At 49.9% G+C, this 14,728-nt stretch carries 10 protein-coding genes; 5 read left to right on the forward strand and 5 right to left on the reverse strand.

What is annotated here, in order from left to right; genetic code table 11:
- Positions 1–51: 51 nt before the first annotated feature.
- Positions 52–1,059, reverse strand: coding sequence for a pirin family protein (locus J3491_RS07335; RefSeq protein ID WP_207969688.1), 1,008 nt, complete (start codon positions 1,057–1,059; stop codon positions 52–54).
- A gap of 208 nt (positions 1,060–1,267) precedes the next feature.
- Complete coding sequence (locus J3491_RS07340) at positions 1,268–2,569, reverse strand: BaiN/RdsA family NAD(P)/FAD-dependent oxidoreductase (RefSeq protein ID WP_207969689.1); 1,302 nt, start codon at positions 2,567–2,569, stop codon at positions 1,268–1,270.
- A gap of 407 nt (positions 2,570–2,976) precedes the next feature.
- Between J3491_RS07340 and acs the strand changes: the two genes are divergently transcribed.
- The 4 genes from acs (at position 2,977) to pgsA (ending at position 8,064) form a co-directional block, all read left to right on the forward strand.
- Positions 2,977–4,938, forward strand: a complete 1,962-nt coding sequence (gene acs / locus J3491_RS07345) for an acetate--CoA ligase (protein WP_207969690.1) — start codon at positions 2,977–2,979, stop codon at positions 4,936–4,938.
- A 211-nt stretch (positions 4,939–5,149) separates the two neighbouring features.
- A complete protein-coding gene (locus J3491_RS07350) occupies positions 5,150–6,364 on the forward strand; it encodes an NAD(P)/FAD-dependent oxidoreductase (RefSeq protein ID WP_207969691.1) in 1,215 nt (404 codons plus the stop codon).
- A 73-nt stretch (positions 6,365–6,437) separates the two neighbouring features.
- A complete protein-coding gene (locus tag J3491_RS07355) occupies positions 6,438–6,878 on the forward strand; it encodes an MgtC/SapB family protein (RefSeq protein WP_075102627.1) in 441 nt (146 codons plus the stop codon).
- 505 nt (positions 6,879–7,383) lie between these two features.
- Positions 7,384–8,064, forward strand: coding sequence for a CDP-diacylglycerol--glycerol-3-phosphate 3-phosphatidyltransferase (gene pgsA / locus J3491_RS07360; RefSeq protein ID WP_075102629.1), 681 nt, complete (start codon positions 7,384–7,386; stop codon positions 8,062–8,064).
- 263 nt (positions 8,065–8,327) lie between these two features.
- On the opposite strand, the gene J3491_RS07365 is transcribed toward pgsA, so the two are convergent.
- Positions 8,328–8,822, reverse strand: a complete 495-nt coding sequence (locus tag J3491_RS07365) for a pyridoxamine 5'-phosphate oxidase family protein (RefSeq protein ID WP_075101845.1) — start codon at positions 8,820–8,822, stop codon at positions 8,328–8,330.
- A 536-nt stretch (positions 8,823–9,358) separates the two neighbouring features.
- Between J3491_RS07365 and purL the strand changes: the two genes are divergently transcribed.
- Positions 9,359–13,357 carry a phosphoribosylformylglycinamidine synthase gene (purL, locus tag J3491_RS07370; protein ID WP_207969692.1) on the forward strand — a complete coding sequence of 1,333 codons (3,999 nt, stop codon included), beginning with the start codon at positions 9,359–9,361 and terminating at the stop codon, positions 13,355–13,357.
- Positions 13,358–13,486: 129 nt separating this feature from the next.
- On the opposite strand, the gene J3491_RS07375 is transcribed toward purL, so the two are convergent.
- Together J3491_RS07375 and J3491_RS07380 are read right to left on the reverse strand one after the other, a co-directional pair.
- Positions 13,487–13,705, reverse strand: coding sequence for a hypothetical protein (locus J3491_RS07375; RefSeq protein ID WP_207969693.1), 219 nt, complete (start codon positions 13,703–13,705; stop codon positions 13,487–13,489).
- 28 nt (positions 13,706–13,733) lie between these two features.
- Complete coding sequence (locus J3491_RS07380) at positions 13,734–14,564, reverse strand: N-acetylmuramoyl-L-alanine amidase (RefSeq protein ID WP_243456211.1); 831 nt, start codon at positions 14,562–14,564, stop codon at positions 13,734–13,736.
- Positions 14,565–14,728: the final 164 nt, after the last annotated feature.

The following is a 14,728-nucleotide window of genomic DNA, read 5'->3' on the forward strand; positions in this document are numbered from 1 at the left end:
CTAGTATCGACGATATAGCGGTCATTGACATAGCGGCGACTGATACAGGGGTTATTGACCAAAACGACCCGCTTGATAATCACGCAAGGTTTGATGCAGCTCTTCTTTGGTATTCATGACAAAGGGTCCGTGGGCTGCTACAGGCTCGCCGATAGGCTCACCGCTAAGTAGCAGCAGTTTGGCAGACGTTTCGACAGGCGTTTTTTGGATAGGCGCTTCGACAGGAGTAGCGTCCAGCTCGTCAGTGTGAGCGGCGAGAAGGCACAGCTCAATACGGTCATGAGTTGCCACTTGCTCCGCCGCCATCTCAGCGCGGTGCTGGGTAGGCGCGGCAAATTGTATCAAATGACCCGCACTGATGGCGGTGCCATTCACCAGCACCTCGCCTTCTTGTACCAGCAGGAGCACATTGTGGGTATTAGGGAGCTGTAGCGTCGTTGCACCTGCACGGTGTAGTGCGATGTCCCAGAGGTTGATGGGCGTAAAGGTACTGGCCGCCCCTTTGATGCCTTGCCAATCACCAGCGATAATCGCCGCTGTGCCAATCGCTGTTTGATGATTACTATCTGCTGTCAGCGTCACCATCGGCATGTCGGCGCGCTTGATGCTCTGATATTTTGGCGCTGTTAGTTTATGAGCGCTCGGCAGATTGACCCACAGCTGTACCATGCTAAAGAGCCCACCGCGCGCACCAAACGCCTCAGAGTGAAACTCCTCATGCGTGATTCCGCGCCCTGTGGTCATCCACTGGGCATCACCTGCCAAAATATCGCCGCGACCGCCGGTCGAGTCAGCGTGGCTGATCTCACCTGCATACGCGACAGTCACTGCCTCAAAGCCTTTGTGCGGATGTTGTCCGATGCCGTGCGGCTTAGTCTGATAATGAGGGTTTAGGGCAAAGGTGGTCGGTTGGCCATAGTCAAATAACAAAAACGGGTCAGTATGGCGATAGTTAATGTCGGAGTCATTATCCAAATGGTTGATTAAGGTTTTTACATAAAAACCATCACCTATCCAGTGCGGCGCTTTGTCACCATGAATATGTTTGATCGGACGCATGTATCACCTCATAAAAATAGTATATGGCTTATGCAGCATAACGGGAGCCAAGCGTCAGATGCCTCAATGTAGTATTATCTTACTATATATTCAAAATAACACATATTATGCTTGTTTGAGTCATTATCTCACTGACGCAAGATTGGTCGGGTTGGGTTTTTTGCACAGAGCAAGAGCAGTGGAGGCATGATAATGTGGCTTATACAACTTATACTACCTCGCCGCATACATGGCCACTGGCCCACGCCCACTGAAAATTATAGCCGCCCAGCCAGCCGGTGACGTCTAGAACCTCACCGATAAAATATAAGCCCTCTTGCAAATTGCTTTGCATGGTCTTTGATGATACCTCGTCGGTGGTCACCCCGCCGCGCGTGACCTCGGCGGTGCGGTAGCCCTCGGTGCCAGAGGGTTTGAGCTGCCAGCTGTTGAGCGCCGCGCCCAGCTCCAGTAGCCGCTCGTCCTTGATATTGGCAAGCTCGGTTTCTTTGATATCATCCCACAGATGCGCTTGTAGGGCGGAGAGCAGTTTTTTGGGTAGCGGGCTGGTGGTATGGTCAGCCAAAACGGTACGAACCAGCTGGCGCGGATGGGATTTTTTGTGAGCAAGCAGGAGCGCAGTCATATCAGTATCTGGCAGCAGGTTGATACGGATGGTTTCTCCAGTATGCCAATAGTTTGAAAGCTGAAGCATGGCAGGGCCTGAGAGCCCGCGATGGGTAAATAGTAGCGGCAGTCTAAAGGAGATGCGCTCATTGCTGGCAATTACCGGTAGGCTGATGCCTGCCAGTGAGCGGATAAGCTCGCCAGTCTGATCGGTAAAGGTAAAAGGCACGAGGCTGGCATCGGTTGCCACCAGAGTATGACCAAACTGCTGCGCCAGCTCATAGCCAAGACCGCTGGCACCCATCGTCGGAATCGACAAGCCGCCCGTTGCCACCACCAGCGACTCACAGCGGTAAGTGGTTTGTGGCAACGTCGGCGAGCTTGTGGCCTCTTTTCTTGCTTGCTTTTCTTTTTTACTCAGCGATCTGCTGGTGCTCAACTCAAAGCGTGCACTGTTGGCACTATCGATCGGTTTTACGCCATCAATCTGTGTACTAAGCTTGATATGCACACCGGCTGCCGCGCACTCATCTAGCAGCATGGTCACGATGTCTTGGGCTGAGTCGTCACAAAATAGCTGACCGTGCTCGCGCTCATGATAGGGAATATGGTGCGCCGCTACCATACCGATAAACTCCCAATTGGAATAACGGCTCAAGGCCGACTTACAAAAGTGCGGATTGTCGCCGATAAAATGGCTCGGCTCGACGACATAGTTGGTAAAATTGCAGCGTCCGCCCCCTGACATGAGGATTTTCTTGCCTGCTTTATTGGCATGGTCGAGCACCAGCACGCGGCGACCACGGCGACCAGCGGTAAGCGCACAGTATAGACCGGATGCGCCCGCACCGATGATGATGACGTCGTAATGGGTAGAGTGGGAAGCGGGACGATGGTTACTCATGGGGATCTCATAAATAAAAAGGGGTGGGGGATGCGCGTGACGTCTAAATCAGCCCATATAAAGGGAAGCTGAACAGGTTAAGTAAGTGACAACAGCCAAAAACCCTCATCGGCGAAAAAAAGCCAATATAGGCGCGTGTCATCGCCGCTGACGTGTAGCTATTGTCCATATTTCATATCAGGTTACAAGGATTAAATGTAATGGTGCAGTCGCGCGCCAGCAATAAGCAAGTATACGGCTGTACAGTGAAATTGTTATGAATGGGCGTTGATGCCTTGCAACCGTCCCGCTTATTTGTCAAACTAACACAGAGTGTCACACATTATGGAAGATGACCCTTATTGCTTGTACAGGCAGTCGCGCGCGGCGGTTTGTGCGAGTCATAATAATGAAAAAGGATGAATACTATGACGCAAAAATCATTTCCTGTTGCAGACGACTTTCTTGCCGCCGCCAATACCAGTGCGGAGCAATACCAAACAGACTACCAGCAATCTATCGAATCTCCTGAGAGTAATGATGCCTTTTGGGCACAGCGTGCCGAGCTGGTCGATTGGATAAAAAAACCCACCAAAATCAGCGACGTCAGCTATGATTTGGACGATTTTCGTATCAAATGGTTTGAAGACGGTCAGCTCAATATCTCTGTCAACTGTCTCGATCGTCATCTAAAGACCCATCCTTACAAGCCTGCCATCATTTGGGAAGGCGATCATCCGTCACAGCATAAAATCATCTCATTTAAAGAGCTGCACGAAGAAGTCTGCCGGTTGGGCAATGCACTGCGTAAGCTGGGTGTCGAAAAAGGCGATCGAGTGACCCTATATATGCCGATGATACCAGAGGCGATGATCGGTATGCTGGCCTGTACCCGCATCGGCGCAGTACACTCTGTGGTATTTGGCGGTTTTTCTGCCGAGAGCTTGGGCAATCGCTTGGTTGATAGTCGCTCCAAAGTCATCATTACCGCAGACGAAGGCGTGCGCGGCAATAAACACACCCCGCTAAAAGCCAACGTCGATCGGGCGTTGGACATGGATGGCACCGACACGGTCACCAACGTCGTCGTCGTACATCGTACTGGTAACTCAGTACCGATGAGTGGCCGCCGTGACATTTGGTACCATACCTTAATCGATGGCGAGTCTGAGCATTGCGAGCCTGAAGTGATGAATGCCGAAGACCCGTTGTTTTTATTATATACCTCAGGCTCCACGGGTAAGCCCAAAGGCGTGCTGCACACCACAGGCGGCTATCTGACGTATGCCATCTCAACTTTCCGTGACGTGTTTGATGTCAAAGACGATGACGTCTATTGGTGTACTGCGGATGTCGGCTGGGTGACGGGGCACACTTATACCACTTATGCACCCCTTGCCAATGGTACGACGACCGTGATGTTTGAGGGAGTGCCTGAGTATCCAACGTGGGCGCGCATTGGTCATATCATTGATAAGCATGACGTGACGATTTTGTACACGGCGCCGACAGCGATTCGAGCGATGATGAAAGAGGGCGATGCCTTTGTCCGTGAGTCGGATCGCTCCAGCCTACGCCTGCTGGGTACGGTCGGTGAGCCAATCAACCCAGAGGCTTGGGACTGGTATTATCATATCGTTGGTAGTGGCAAATGCCCCATCGTCGATACATGGTGGCAGACTGAGACAGGCGGTATTCTCATGGCCCCTATACCAGGTACGGTGGCGCCAAAACCAGGGGCGGCGATGAACCCGCTATACGGTATCAAGCCAGAGATTGTCAATAGTGATGGCGAGGTTTTAGAAGGCGCTGCCGAAGGCAATCTGGCAATTAAAAGCAGCTGGCCGGGGCAGATGCGTACGATTTATAACGACCATGAGCGCTTTTTAAAGACATATTTTAGTGAGTACCCAGGTTATTACTTTACAGGGGACGGCGCGCAGCGCGACGAAGATGGACACTACTGGATCACCGGCCGTGTCGATGATGTACTCAATGTCTCAGGCCATCGCTTAGGCACAGCGGAGATCGAAAGCGCAGTGGTGGCGCATCCGGCGACCGCTGAGGCGGCTATCGTCGGTATGCCGCATGAGATACGCGGCATGGGGGTCTGTGCCTTTATTATCCTAAAATCTGGCGAGACGGCCACAGAGTCGCTAAAAGCCGAGCTAAATCGCCATGTGCGTACAGAGATCGGCCCGATTGCCAATCTTGATGCCATCTATATCGTCGATGCACTGCCCAAAACCCGCTCAGGCAAGATCATGCGCCGTATCTTGCGTAATTTGGCTGCAGGGCAGTATGTGGGTTTGGGCGACTTATCCACGCTTGCCGACAGTTCAGTGATCAATCAGCTGGTTGAGGTGGTCAAGGCGGAACGCGGTGAGTAAGCGGGTAAATAAATAGTAATAATAGTATCAACAATAAAAAAAGCCATGTTATCGACGGTAGCATGGCTTTTTTACGTAGATGATATTGATATCAGCAGGTTTTAAGGGTTCAATAGCTTTTATGAGCCTCGCTATCTGCACAAGACTGCCTGCACATGCTGGCTTACACACATTATTTTTTGATCAAAACACCACAAGGCCGACTGTCGTTATGTCTGAGCACACACTCCACTCTTGTCATCCTGCTGATACCGCTGCACCGACCATCGCCATCATAGGTGGCGGGTTGACGGGACTGTTTACCGCCACTTTATTGGAGCGTGCGTTTGGTCATACGCCTGCCGCCCAGCCGATGCCGCAGCTGACGATTTTTGAAAAATCACGCAGCGTGGGGCGTTTGGCCACCCGATATCGCCGCGACAGCCAAACATATAAAAACTGGCAATGGGCGTTTGGGGCGCAGTTTTTTACTGCAAAGACCACCAGCTTTCAGCAGTTTATAGCGCCATGGCTCGACGTGGGTATGATACAGCCATGGTGTGCCAACGTGGTCGAGCTGACCACTGCCCATACGGCGGGTCAGCGGCCATCTATCATAAAAAAAGAGCGCTGGAATACCGAGCAAGCTCGCTATATCAGTACCCCAAAGATGACCAGTTGGGGGCGCGCGCTGGCAGGCGAGCTACAGCACACCACCATGCGCTTTCAAACCCGTGTGGCACCACTGGCGCAATACACTGAGCCAGTAGCTGATGAAAATAAGCAACAAACTAAGCAAAAGACTGAGCTGTTTGATGAAGCAGGCCATAGTCTTGGGTTATTTGACTGGGTGATCTGTACCGCGCCAAACGTGCAAGCGGGCGAGCTGATGGCTGGCAGTGGCTTTGACAAACAAGAGAGCATCAGCACTATCAAGATGCAAGCTTGCTACACGCTGATGCTCGGCTGGGATGAAGGGCAGGCATTTCCTGCGGCGCTGACGGATGCAGAAGACGGTGGCAGATGGGACGTCGCTTATGTCAATGATTCGATCATCGATAGGATATTTATAGAGCAGCGAAAACCTGCCCATGAAACGCTGCTACCGAGTATCACCATCCATGCCCGCAACGACTGGTCCGAGCAGCAGGTCGATGAAGAGATAGGGTCTGTACAAGCTGCACTATTGACAGCAGCGCAGCATGCTTTGGGCTGGGATGATGCCTGTGCTCCCACACAGATCGACTGTCATCGCTGGCGCTATGCCGCGACGCGCTCCGATGCGCAAACCCCCGCCCAAGGCGTACTCACTGATGCGTCTCGTCAATGGATCGTCAGTGGCGACTGGTGCGGGCAAGGCAATATCGAGAGCTGCTATCACATGGCGCAGCAGACAGCTGATGTGATCTGCGCCGCGCTTGCAGGGTGGTGCGTTGCTACCCCTTGATAATGCCAGAGGGCATTTATAATAACCGGCGCTGGGCGGGAGGCCCGTTGGTAATATCCAAGGAGGAGATGCTATGTTTGGATTCGATATAGACTTAGACCTCATGCAGTACCACTTTTTTCAATTGGGTATTGCCTTTATTTTATCATTGCCCATCGCGCTCAACCGCGAGATGAAAGACAACGGCGCGGGGCTGAGGACGTTTCCGCTAGTGACGATAGCCTCTTGTGCATTTATGCTGGTGGGTATGGATATCTATGAATCAGCAGGTGAGGCGAGGATTATGTATGCCATCATCACGGGTATGGGTTTTATCGGCGGCGGGGCGATATTTAAAAACGAGATGGGTTCAAAAGGCACTGCCACGGCGGCCAGTTTATGGAACACGGGCGCAATCGGTATTTCGGTGGCCTATGGTCGCTACGAGATTGCCATTATTCTGTCAGCGGTTGGTTTTTTGATTTTGCAGTTTTCTGAGCCCTTTAAGAGCAAAAAAGAAAAAGACACTCCATAATCTGCTGTAGAAAACCTACCAGCCAAAAAAAAGCCCACAGAGGAGGTGCTGTGGGCTGAGGAAAACTGGACAGGTAGCAAAATCGTGCTACAAGGCAGTGGTGGTGTCTTGTTGTTATTATGCGGTTATTACGTGTTTTCATCGACACTGCATGGCACTAGACACATCAGTAGTATGCTTAAAGGTACTGTACATGGCCGTGTTGGTTCTTATCTACAAAGAGCTCTACAAAGATATCTTCAGTACTGACTATACTTACTAAGATTAGGGCAATTATAATCCGTTCAATAGGCAGATATATTTACTTACATATTTAAGTGTACAAGTGTTTTCGTTTGCATGGCTATCATAACGCAACTGATGGTGATTTGGCTACGATTCGGCGATTTTGGTTACATGACATTACGTTTTATCTTTGGGGGCAGTATAAGAGATGGCATGACGGCTTGCCCGAAAAGTGCTAAGCTATCTGCCATTATTATGTCTATATAAAACTGGGTTTGCCATGACTGAGAGTACGCATTTGCATACGCAGGAACCACCAAGTAAGCAAAATACCAAAAGTATTTTTAACTTGCCAAACAATCTGACCATTGCTCGTATCTTAATGATTCCGCTGTTTGTAGCCATTGCTTACTGGCCGCCAGCGATGGGAATTGGCATGCCTGCCATCTCAGATAATGTCATCGCGCGGGTAGGGATGAGTGAGTTTAGCGATAGCTTACTGCGCCATTTATTATTGACGGGTGTGTTTATCTTAGCGGCGATTACCGATTGGCTCGATGGTTATTTTGCTCGTAAGCTCAATGTCACCTCAGCCTTTGGCCGCTTTTTGGACCCTGTCGCTGACAAGCTGATGGTGGCGGCAGCTTTGATTATCCTCGTGCAGTGGCACCCAAATATCATCATGGCCATCGCAGCGATTGTGATTATCTCGCGTGAAATCGCGGTATCGGCGCTACGTGAGTGGATGGCTGAGCTGGGCAAAAGCACCAGTGTGGCGGTCTCTTATGTCGGTAAGCTCAAGACCACTTTTCAGATGGTGGCGATTACCGTACTGCTGCTAAACTGGGAGTCGCTTGAAACCATTGGTTACGCGCTTATGGTGGCCGCCGTGGTTTTGACGCTATGGTCGATGATGATTTATCTAAAAGCGGCGTGGCCGTACCTCAAACAAAACGGCTGATATTTAACTGTGTCTATATATTTAACTGTGTCTATATATTTAACTGTGTCTATATATTTAACTGTGTCTATAAAGTCATCTACCGGTCAAAGACCCTAGTTTTTAATACTCGATATCAGCACATAATCCTCAACACATCATACTTAACACCTAATACCAAGCAAAAAAACGCCAGTCGCATCAGCCACTGGCGTTTTTTTGCTATGGTTATCGCTTATATTTATACTTCTTGTTATGTAATACTTCTAATAGCGCGATTGCCTTTATAGCGTTACTGAGTTGTTTTCCCCCAGATTGGTCGCTTTTTTGCCATCCATGACCGCAGCTGTGGTCATCTTAAACATATTGACCACTGAGCTACCACTGAGCCAATATTCAGCGCCATGTGGCACGACTTTGATGAGCTGGACATTTGGGTCTTCTTTGCCTTGCTCGTAGAACGCATTATAAATCGGCGACCATAGCTCATCGAGCTTTTCTTGGTCTTCAACCAGCTCGGCTTTACCATTGATCGAGACGTAATTTTTGGCGTCTTGGCTGACATAAGCCAAGTTTACTTGTGGGTTTCTTTCAATATCTTTAACAGTTTCGGTGGTTTTATCACCGATAAACCAAATCTCTTTGGCGCCGATACTGGTTTCGCTGGTGGTCATCGGGCAGGCATGCAGGTGGTCTTCATGCGTACGGGTGGTCATCATGGCAAATTTGACGTCTTTTACCAATTCTTGCACTTTATCGATATGGTCTTGTCTACTCATAGGGATTTCCTTTTCTTTATAGTTTGTTAGGGTTATAGATTGTTGGTATTTGATAGTGTGTTATTTGCTAGTGATGTCGATTGGCTTTGAGCAGAGACTTTGGATAAAAATATAAAAACCTTCTGCTATCCAGTAACTGCCATCTAGCATAACGACTACTGGCAAAGCATTTATATAGGCTGCCAGTAATGCGATGTGACGGTTTGTAAGGACTATAAGTATTAGGTAAAAATTGTGACGGCATCCATCAAAGCTTGCTGCTTTGCAAACTCTCAATGCTAAACAGATAAGCTAAGTAAGATTATATGAATAAGACTATCTATGCATAAAGCACCAGTGAGCGGCAATGCGCCATGCGGTCCTAACGGGCAAAAGGGCAGCCATTAGCACAGCAGATTGCTGCTGCATCAAGTAAAGAAGCCGTCACTTTGGCAATTTATCGTGGTTTTGGCCTGCTTATTATGGGGCTTCTTGTTATAATACGCAGACCATTTACTTTGCATGGCAGAGATGCCTTTCTTATGGATTATGCCTTTATGATGACCATCGCCGGACAACCGTTTCTTACCGATTTTCAGACGCAGCAACTCATCAGTCAGTTTCAGCAAAAGACCGAACTAAATGTCAGCCAGATCCATACTCAGCAAGTGTATGTGCTATCACGAAAGCTTGTTGATGAAGAGGCGCAAAAAGCGCGGGACTTGCTGGGCGTCACAGCGGGCACTGAGCTTGTCGCTCCAGAGGACAATCAGATACAAGTGATCGTCGGGCCGCGTTTTGGGACGATCTCGCCATGGGCAAGTAAAGCGACCGATATTTTTAATAACTGTGAAATTAAAATCAATCGCGTCGAACGTGTCATTGTTTATACCCTCACGGTCGATGGTGAAGCAGACGAAAAGTTGCCAGTAAATGCTGAGCAGTTGTTATTTGACCGTATGACCCAGAGCTTGGTTTATGACTTAAACGACGTGAGCAAGTTGTTTGATGACGAACCACCAGCGGCGCTCAATCGTATCGATGTGATGGGTGAAGGACGCAGTGCCCTTGAGTCGGCCAATACTCAGTTTGGTTTTGCGCTATCGAGCGAAGACATTGATTATCTGATGAATGCCTATGTCAATGAGCTGCAGCGTAATCCGACCGACGTTGAACTGATGATGTTTGCGCAGGCCAATTCTGAGCATTGCCGTCACAAGATCTTTAATGCCGATTGGACGATCGATGGCGAAGTGCAGCCAAAGTCATTGTTTCAGATGATAAAAAACACCTATCAATCAAACCCGCAGGGCATCTTGTCTGCTTACAAAGACAACGCGGCGGTAATGGCAGGGGCAGAGGGGCTGCGTTATTATCCGGTGCCGACCGATGCGATGGACGCCAACTCAATCCATCCGTATGCCTTCCATCAAGAAGCCATCGACATCTTAATGAAAGTCGAAACCCACAACCACCCAACGGCGATTGCTCCTTATGCTGGCGCGGCAACGGGCGCAGGCGGTGAGATTCGTGATGAAGGTGCAACGGGCCGCGGCGGTAAGCCAAAAGCCGGTCTGACAGGCTTCCACGTATCGCACTTGCATATCCCTGAGATGCCTGAGAAGTGGGAGCAGTCTGGTCAATTAAGCACGCAAGACTACGGTACGCCAGATCGTATGGCGACTAGCCTTGAGATTATGACCGAAGCGCCACTTGGTAGCGCCAACTTCTCCAATGAGTTTGGTCGTCCCAACCTATGCGGCTATTTCCGCAGTTTTCAGCTTGATACTTCAGCGGCCAAAGACGGCAGCGAGATGCGCGGCTATCATAAGCCAATTATGCTGGCGGGCGGTTATGGCAATATCAAACGCAACCTCATTGAAAAAAACGCCATTCGTGAAGGCGACCTGCTTATCGTCCTTGGTGGCCCTGCGATGCAAATCGGTCTGGGCGGCGGCGCAGCGTCTTCGGTCGATAGCGGTGAGTTGGATGAAGGTCTAGACTTTGCTTCAGTGCAGCGTGATAACGCCGAGATGGAGCGCCGTTGTCAAGAAGTCATCGATCGCTGCTGGGCCTTAGCGGGTAACGATGCTGACGCTAGTAATGCCAGTAAAGACGGCAACCCAATCGTCTCTATCCATGATGTTGGTGCAGGCGGCCTGTCAAACGCCATGCCAGAGCTGGTCGATGACCATGACATGGGCGCGCATTTAAACCTACGTAAAATCCCGTCGCTAGAAGCAGGCATGTCGCCAATGGCCATCTGGTCAAATGAGGCGCAAGAGCGTTATGTCCTCGCGATTCGCCCAGAGAGTAAAGCGCAATTTGATGCGATCTGTGCTCGTGAGCGCTGCCCGTATGCTATCTTAGGTGAAGCGACTGAAGTGCGTCAGCTTATCGTTGATGATGAGCTATTGGATGAGCAGCCGGTTGATATGCCGATGCAAGTATTGCTCGGTGGTACGCCAAAGATGCAGCGCAGCTTTGAGCGTCAAGAGACTGAGTTGTCCGCGCTGAACTTGGCTGATATCAGTTTAACCGAATCCATCAAAGACGTGCTACGTCATCCAACTGTCGCTAGCAAATCATTTCTTATCAGCATCGGTGACCGCTCGATCACCGGTATGGTGGTGCGTGATCAGTATGTGGGCCGCTATCAAGTGCCCGTCGCTGACTGCGCGGTGACAGCATCAGGTCTTGTGGCGCTAGATGGTCAGCCGATGACTGGCGAAGCGATGAGTGTCGGCGAGCGTACGCCTGTCGCCCTTATCAATCCAAAAGCCTCGGCGCGTCTGGCGGTTGGTGAAGCCATCACCAACATCGCCGGTGCACGTATCGCTCAGCTATCTGATATCACCATGTCGGCGAACTGGATGGCGGCATGTGGCGACGACGCGGAAGACGCGGCATTGTTTGACGCTGTCTATACCGTTGGCGAAGAGCTGTGCCCAGCACTAGGTATTGCGATTCCAGTCGGTAAAGACTCGCTATCGATGCGTGCCAACTGGACGGATAACGATGAAGGTGAAAAACAAGAAAAATCAGTCGTCTCGCCTATGAGTTTGGTCGTGACGGCCTTTGCACCAGTCGCTGACGTGGCGAAAACCCTAACCCCTGAGCTGATCAACGGCGACAGTGCGTTTTACCGTATTGACTTATCTAAAGGCAAGCTGCGTCTGGGCGGTTCAATCCTCGCGCAAACGGCAAGCCAATTGGGCAACGAATGTCCTGACCTTGAAAAGCCAAGCGACTTGATCGATTTCTTTAACTTTATCCAAGCGGGTAACGCGCAAGGCATCATTAGCGCCTATCATGATATCGGTGATGGTGGTTTGCTGGCGACGATTGCAGAGATGCAGTTCACCAGCCGTCAAGGTATCAAGTTGTCATTGGCTGATGACAATCTACTCGGTCAACTGTTCAGTGAAGAGCTGGGTGCGGTGGTTCAAGTTTTACCAGAAAACGTCGCAGCTTTGATGGAGCTAGCAGAGCAATATAACGTCAGCGATATGCTTAGCCTTGTCGGTCAAAGCACTGAAGAAGATAGCCTTATCATTCAAACCCCAACGCTCATGGGTGACGATACCCTACGCTTTAGCCGTGCTGAGCTGCAACAAGAGTGGAGCCAAGTCAGCTACCAAATCGCCCGTCGCCGTGACAACCCAGCGTGCGTCCAGCAAGAGTATGACTTAATCTCTGATGCCAGCCATCAAGGCCTGATCGCTGCACTAAACTTTGATCTTAACCAAAAAGTGGAAGAACCGTACTTAAATAGCCGCGACACTAAGCCGAGAGTCGCTATCCTGCGCGAGCAAGGCGTCAATGGTCAGACCGAGATGGCAGCAGGCTTTACCCAAGCTGGCTTTGAAGCGGTCGACGTGCACATGAGCGACTTGCTAGAAGGCCGTATCAATCTACGTGACTTCGACGGCTTGGTCGCCTGTGGCGGCTTTAGTTACGGTGACGTACTTGGCGCAGGCTCAGGCTGGGCGAACTCTATCTTGTTCCATGACGAATTGCGCATGCAGTTCGTGCGCTTTTTTGCCCGTCCTGACACCTTTAGCCTCGGCGTTTGTAACGGCTGTCAGATGATGGCGCAATTGAAAGACCTGATCCCAGGCGCAGAAAACTTCCCACGTTTTATCGCCAATAAATCAGCGCGATTTGAAGCGCGTACGGTCAATGTCAAAGTCGAGCGTACCAAGTCTATCTTGTTTAAAGGTATGCAAGACAGCATCTTACCTATCGCTGTGGCACATGGTGAAGGTTACGCCACGCTGGACAACACCGAGATCGACGGTATGGCAAAACATGGTCAGCTCGCCATGCGTTATGTCGATAGCCAAGGTCATCCAACCGAGACGTATCCGCTCAATCCAAACGGCTCGCTCGGCGGGGTCACCGGTCTATGTAGCACTGACGGCCGCGTCACCATCATGATGCCGCACCCTGAGCGTAATCTAAAAGCCTACAATCACAGCTGGAAACCAGAAGAATGGGATGAGGACGGCGCGTGGATGCGGATGTTCCGTAATGCGCGGGCTTGGTTGCGTTAAGGTTTAAGTGGTTTTTGAGGTTTTTTTAGATAGAAAAGGTGGGCGTAAAGCTCACCTTTTTTTTGTTTTGGGTTTATGATTTGGTTCTATATGAGAGAAAAATTACCGTATAGAAGGTTTTTCAATCGATTAGTCATCCAAATCATGCTCTCTAGACTCCCTCTGAGCCTCAGCGATCAACTCATGAATTCTAGCGTTTTCTCTTAGCACGCAAGCCTCATAAGCCGACAGCTGCTCAGGCTCTTGTTCTTTTTGCTTTTCTTGCTCCTTCTCTTGTTTGGCTTTTTCTTCTAGGTATTTCTGTAGCTCGTCTTGTTCATTTTTCTCATTGTATTGTGAGTTAGTCATGGTTTATGTCTCCTAATGTGTTTATCACTTAATAAAAGTCATCACGACCAGCATACTTTTTATTTAATGCCCTTAAGATAGCATAAGTTTCCAAATCCATCTCGCCCGTTGGTCGCTGCGGGCGAAAATGTAGCTGAAAGGCATAGACTACATCTCGGCTGGCTTTGTCCCACGCGTCTGTGTCATTGATTTGATAACCGTAATCACGAAACGCTTGCTTAATCTCAGGTATCGTCGCTGCGGCAAAGGCGTCTGGATGCATAAAGTACTGCTTATCAAATTCATCATACCAAGCGCCGATGCCATACTCATTGTACAGTCGCTGCCAAGGAAACTTGGCACCGGGGTCGATTTTACGGGACGGCGCTATATCAGCATGGCCGACGATGTTTTTCGGCGGGATGTCATAACGCTTGGCAATATCTTGCACCAGCTCGGCGACTTTTTTAATCTGTAATTCATCAAATGCCACAAAATGCTCGTACGGATGATAGTCGAGCGCGCCATTGTTTAGAGTGTTGCGATATTCAGGCTTGATGCCTGCATTGACAATCTCGATGCCGATGGAGGTATCGTTAAGTATCGTCCTACCGGCAAACCCGCTGTCGCCTGCATGCCAAGCGCGCTCGCTCTCATCTACTAAGCTATAAATCTTATCATCGCGTGTCTCCAAAATCAGATAGTGGGCGCTGACTTGACCGGTGGTCAGGGTTTTTATCGAGCGCTCATTGTCTGAGACGGTGTAGTGCAGGACGATGGTTTTAATGCGCTGGCTTTTGCCCGTAGCTTGATAACTGGTGCTATCAATGACATAACGCGGCGTCGATGTTGCCACGCAGCCGCTGAGTGGCAGGATCATGCACAGAGCCCATGCGAAAGGTTTTACCATGTTTGGCCTATTTGAAAGTTTTTGCTTTTACAATAAGGATGTACTCTTAAGAATGTGATCTAAGGCGTGGCCTCAATCCAATCGACTGTCATTTAACACAGTCAGCTAAACGGCTTAAAAACGATTAAAAATGG

It is taken from the genome of Psychrobacter halodurans, from assembly GCF_017498075.1.
Classification (GTDB): Bacteria; Pseudomonadota; Gammaproteobacteria; order Pseudomonadales; family Moraxellaceae; genus Psychrobacter; species Psychrobacter celer.

Coding starts and splice junctions, on each gene's coding strand:
- J3491_RS07340 (WP_207969689.1), bottom strand. CDS start 2,569: ATGAGTAACCATCGTCCCGCTTCCCACTCTACCCATTACGACGTCATC.
- purL (WP_207969692.1), top strand. CDS start 9,359: ATGATGACCATCGCCGGACAACCGTTTCTTACCGATTTTCAGACGCAG.
- J3491_RS07365 (WP_075101845.1), bottom strand. CDS start 8,822: ATGAGTAGACAAGACCATATCGATAAAGTGCAAGAATTGGTAAAAGAC.
- J3491_RS07375 (WP_207969693.1), bottom strand. CDS start 13,705: ATGACTAACTCACAATACAATGAGAAAAATGAACAAGACGAGCTACAG.
- J3491_RS07355 (WP_075102627.1), top strand. CDS start 6,438: ATGTTTGGATTCGATATAGACTTAGACCTCATGCAGTACCACTTTTTT.
- J3491_RS07380 (WP_243456211.1), bottom strand. CDS start 14,564: ATGATCCTGCCACTCAGCGGCTGCGTGGCAACATCGACGCCGCGTTAT.
- J3491_RS07335 (WP_207969688.1), bottom strand. CDS start 1,059: ATGCGTCCGATCAAACATATTCATGGTGACAAAGCGCCGCACTGGATA.
- pgsA (WP_075102629.1), top strand. CDS start 7,384: ATGACTGAGAGTACGCATTTGCATACGCAGGAACCACCAAGTAAGCAA.
- acs (WP_207969690.1), top strand. CDS start 2,977: ATGACGCAAAAATCATTTCCTGTTGCAGACGACTTTCTTGCCGCCGCC.
- J3491_RS07350 (WP_207969691.1), top strand. CDS start 5,150: ATGTCTGAGCACACACTCCACTCTTGTCATCCTGCTGATACCGCTGCA.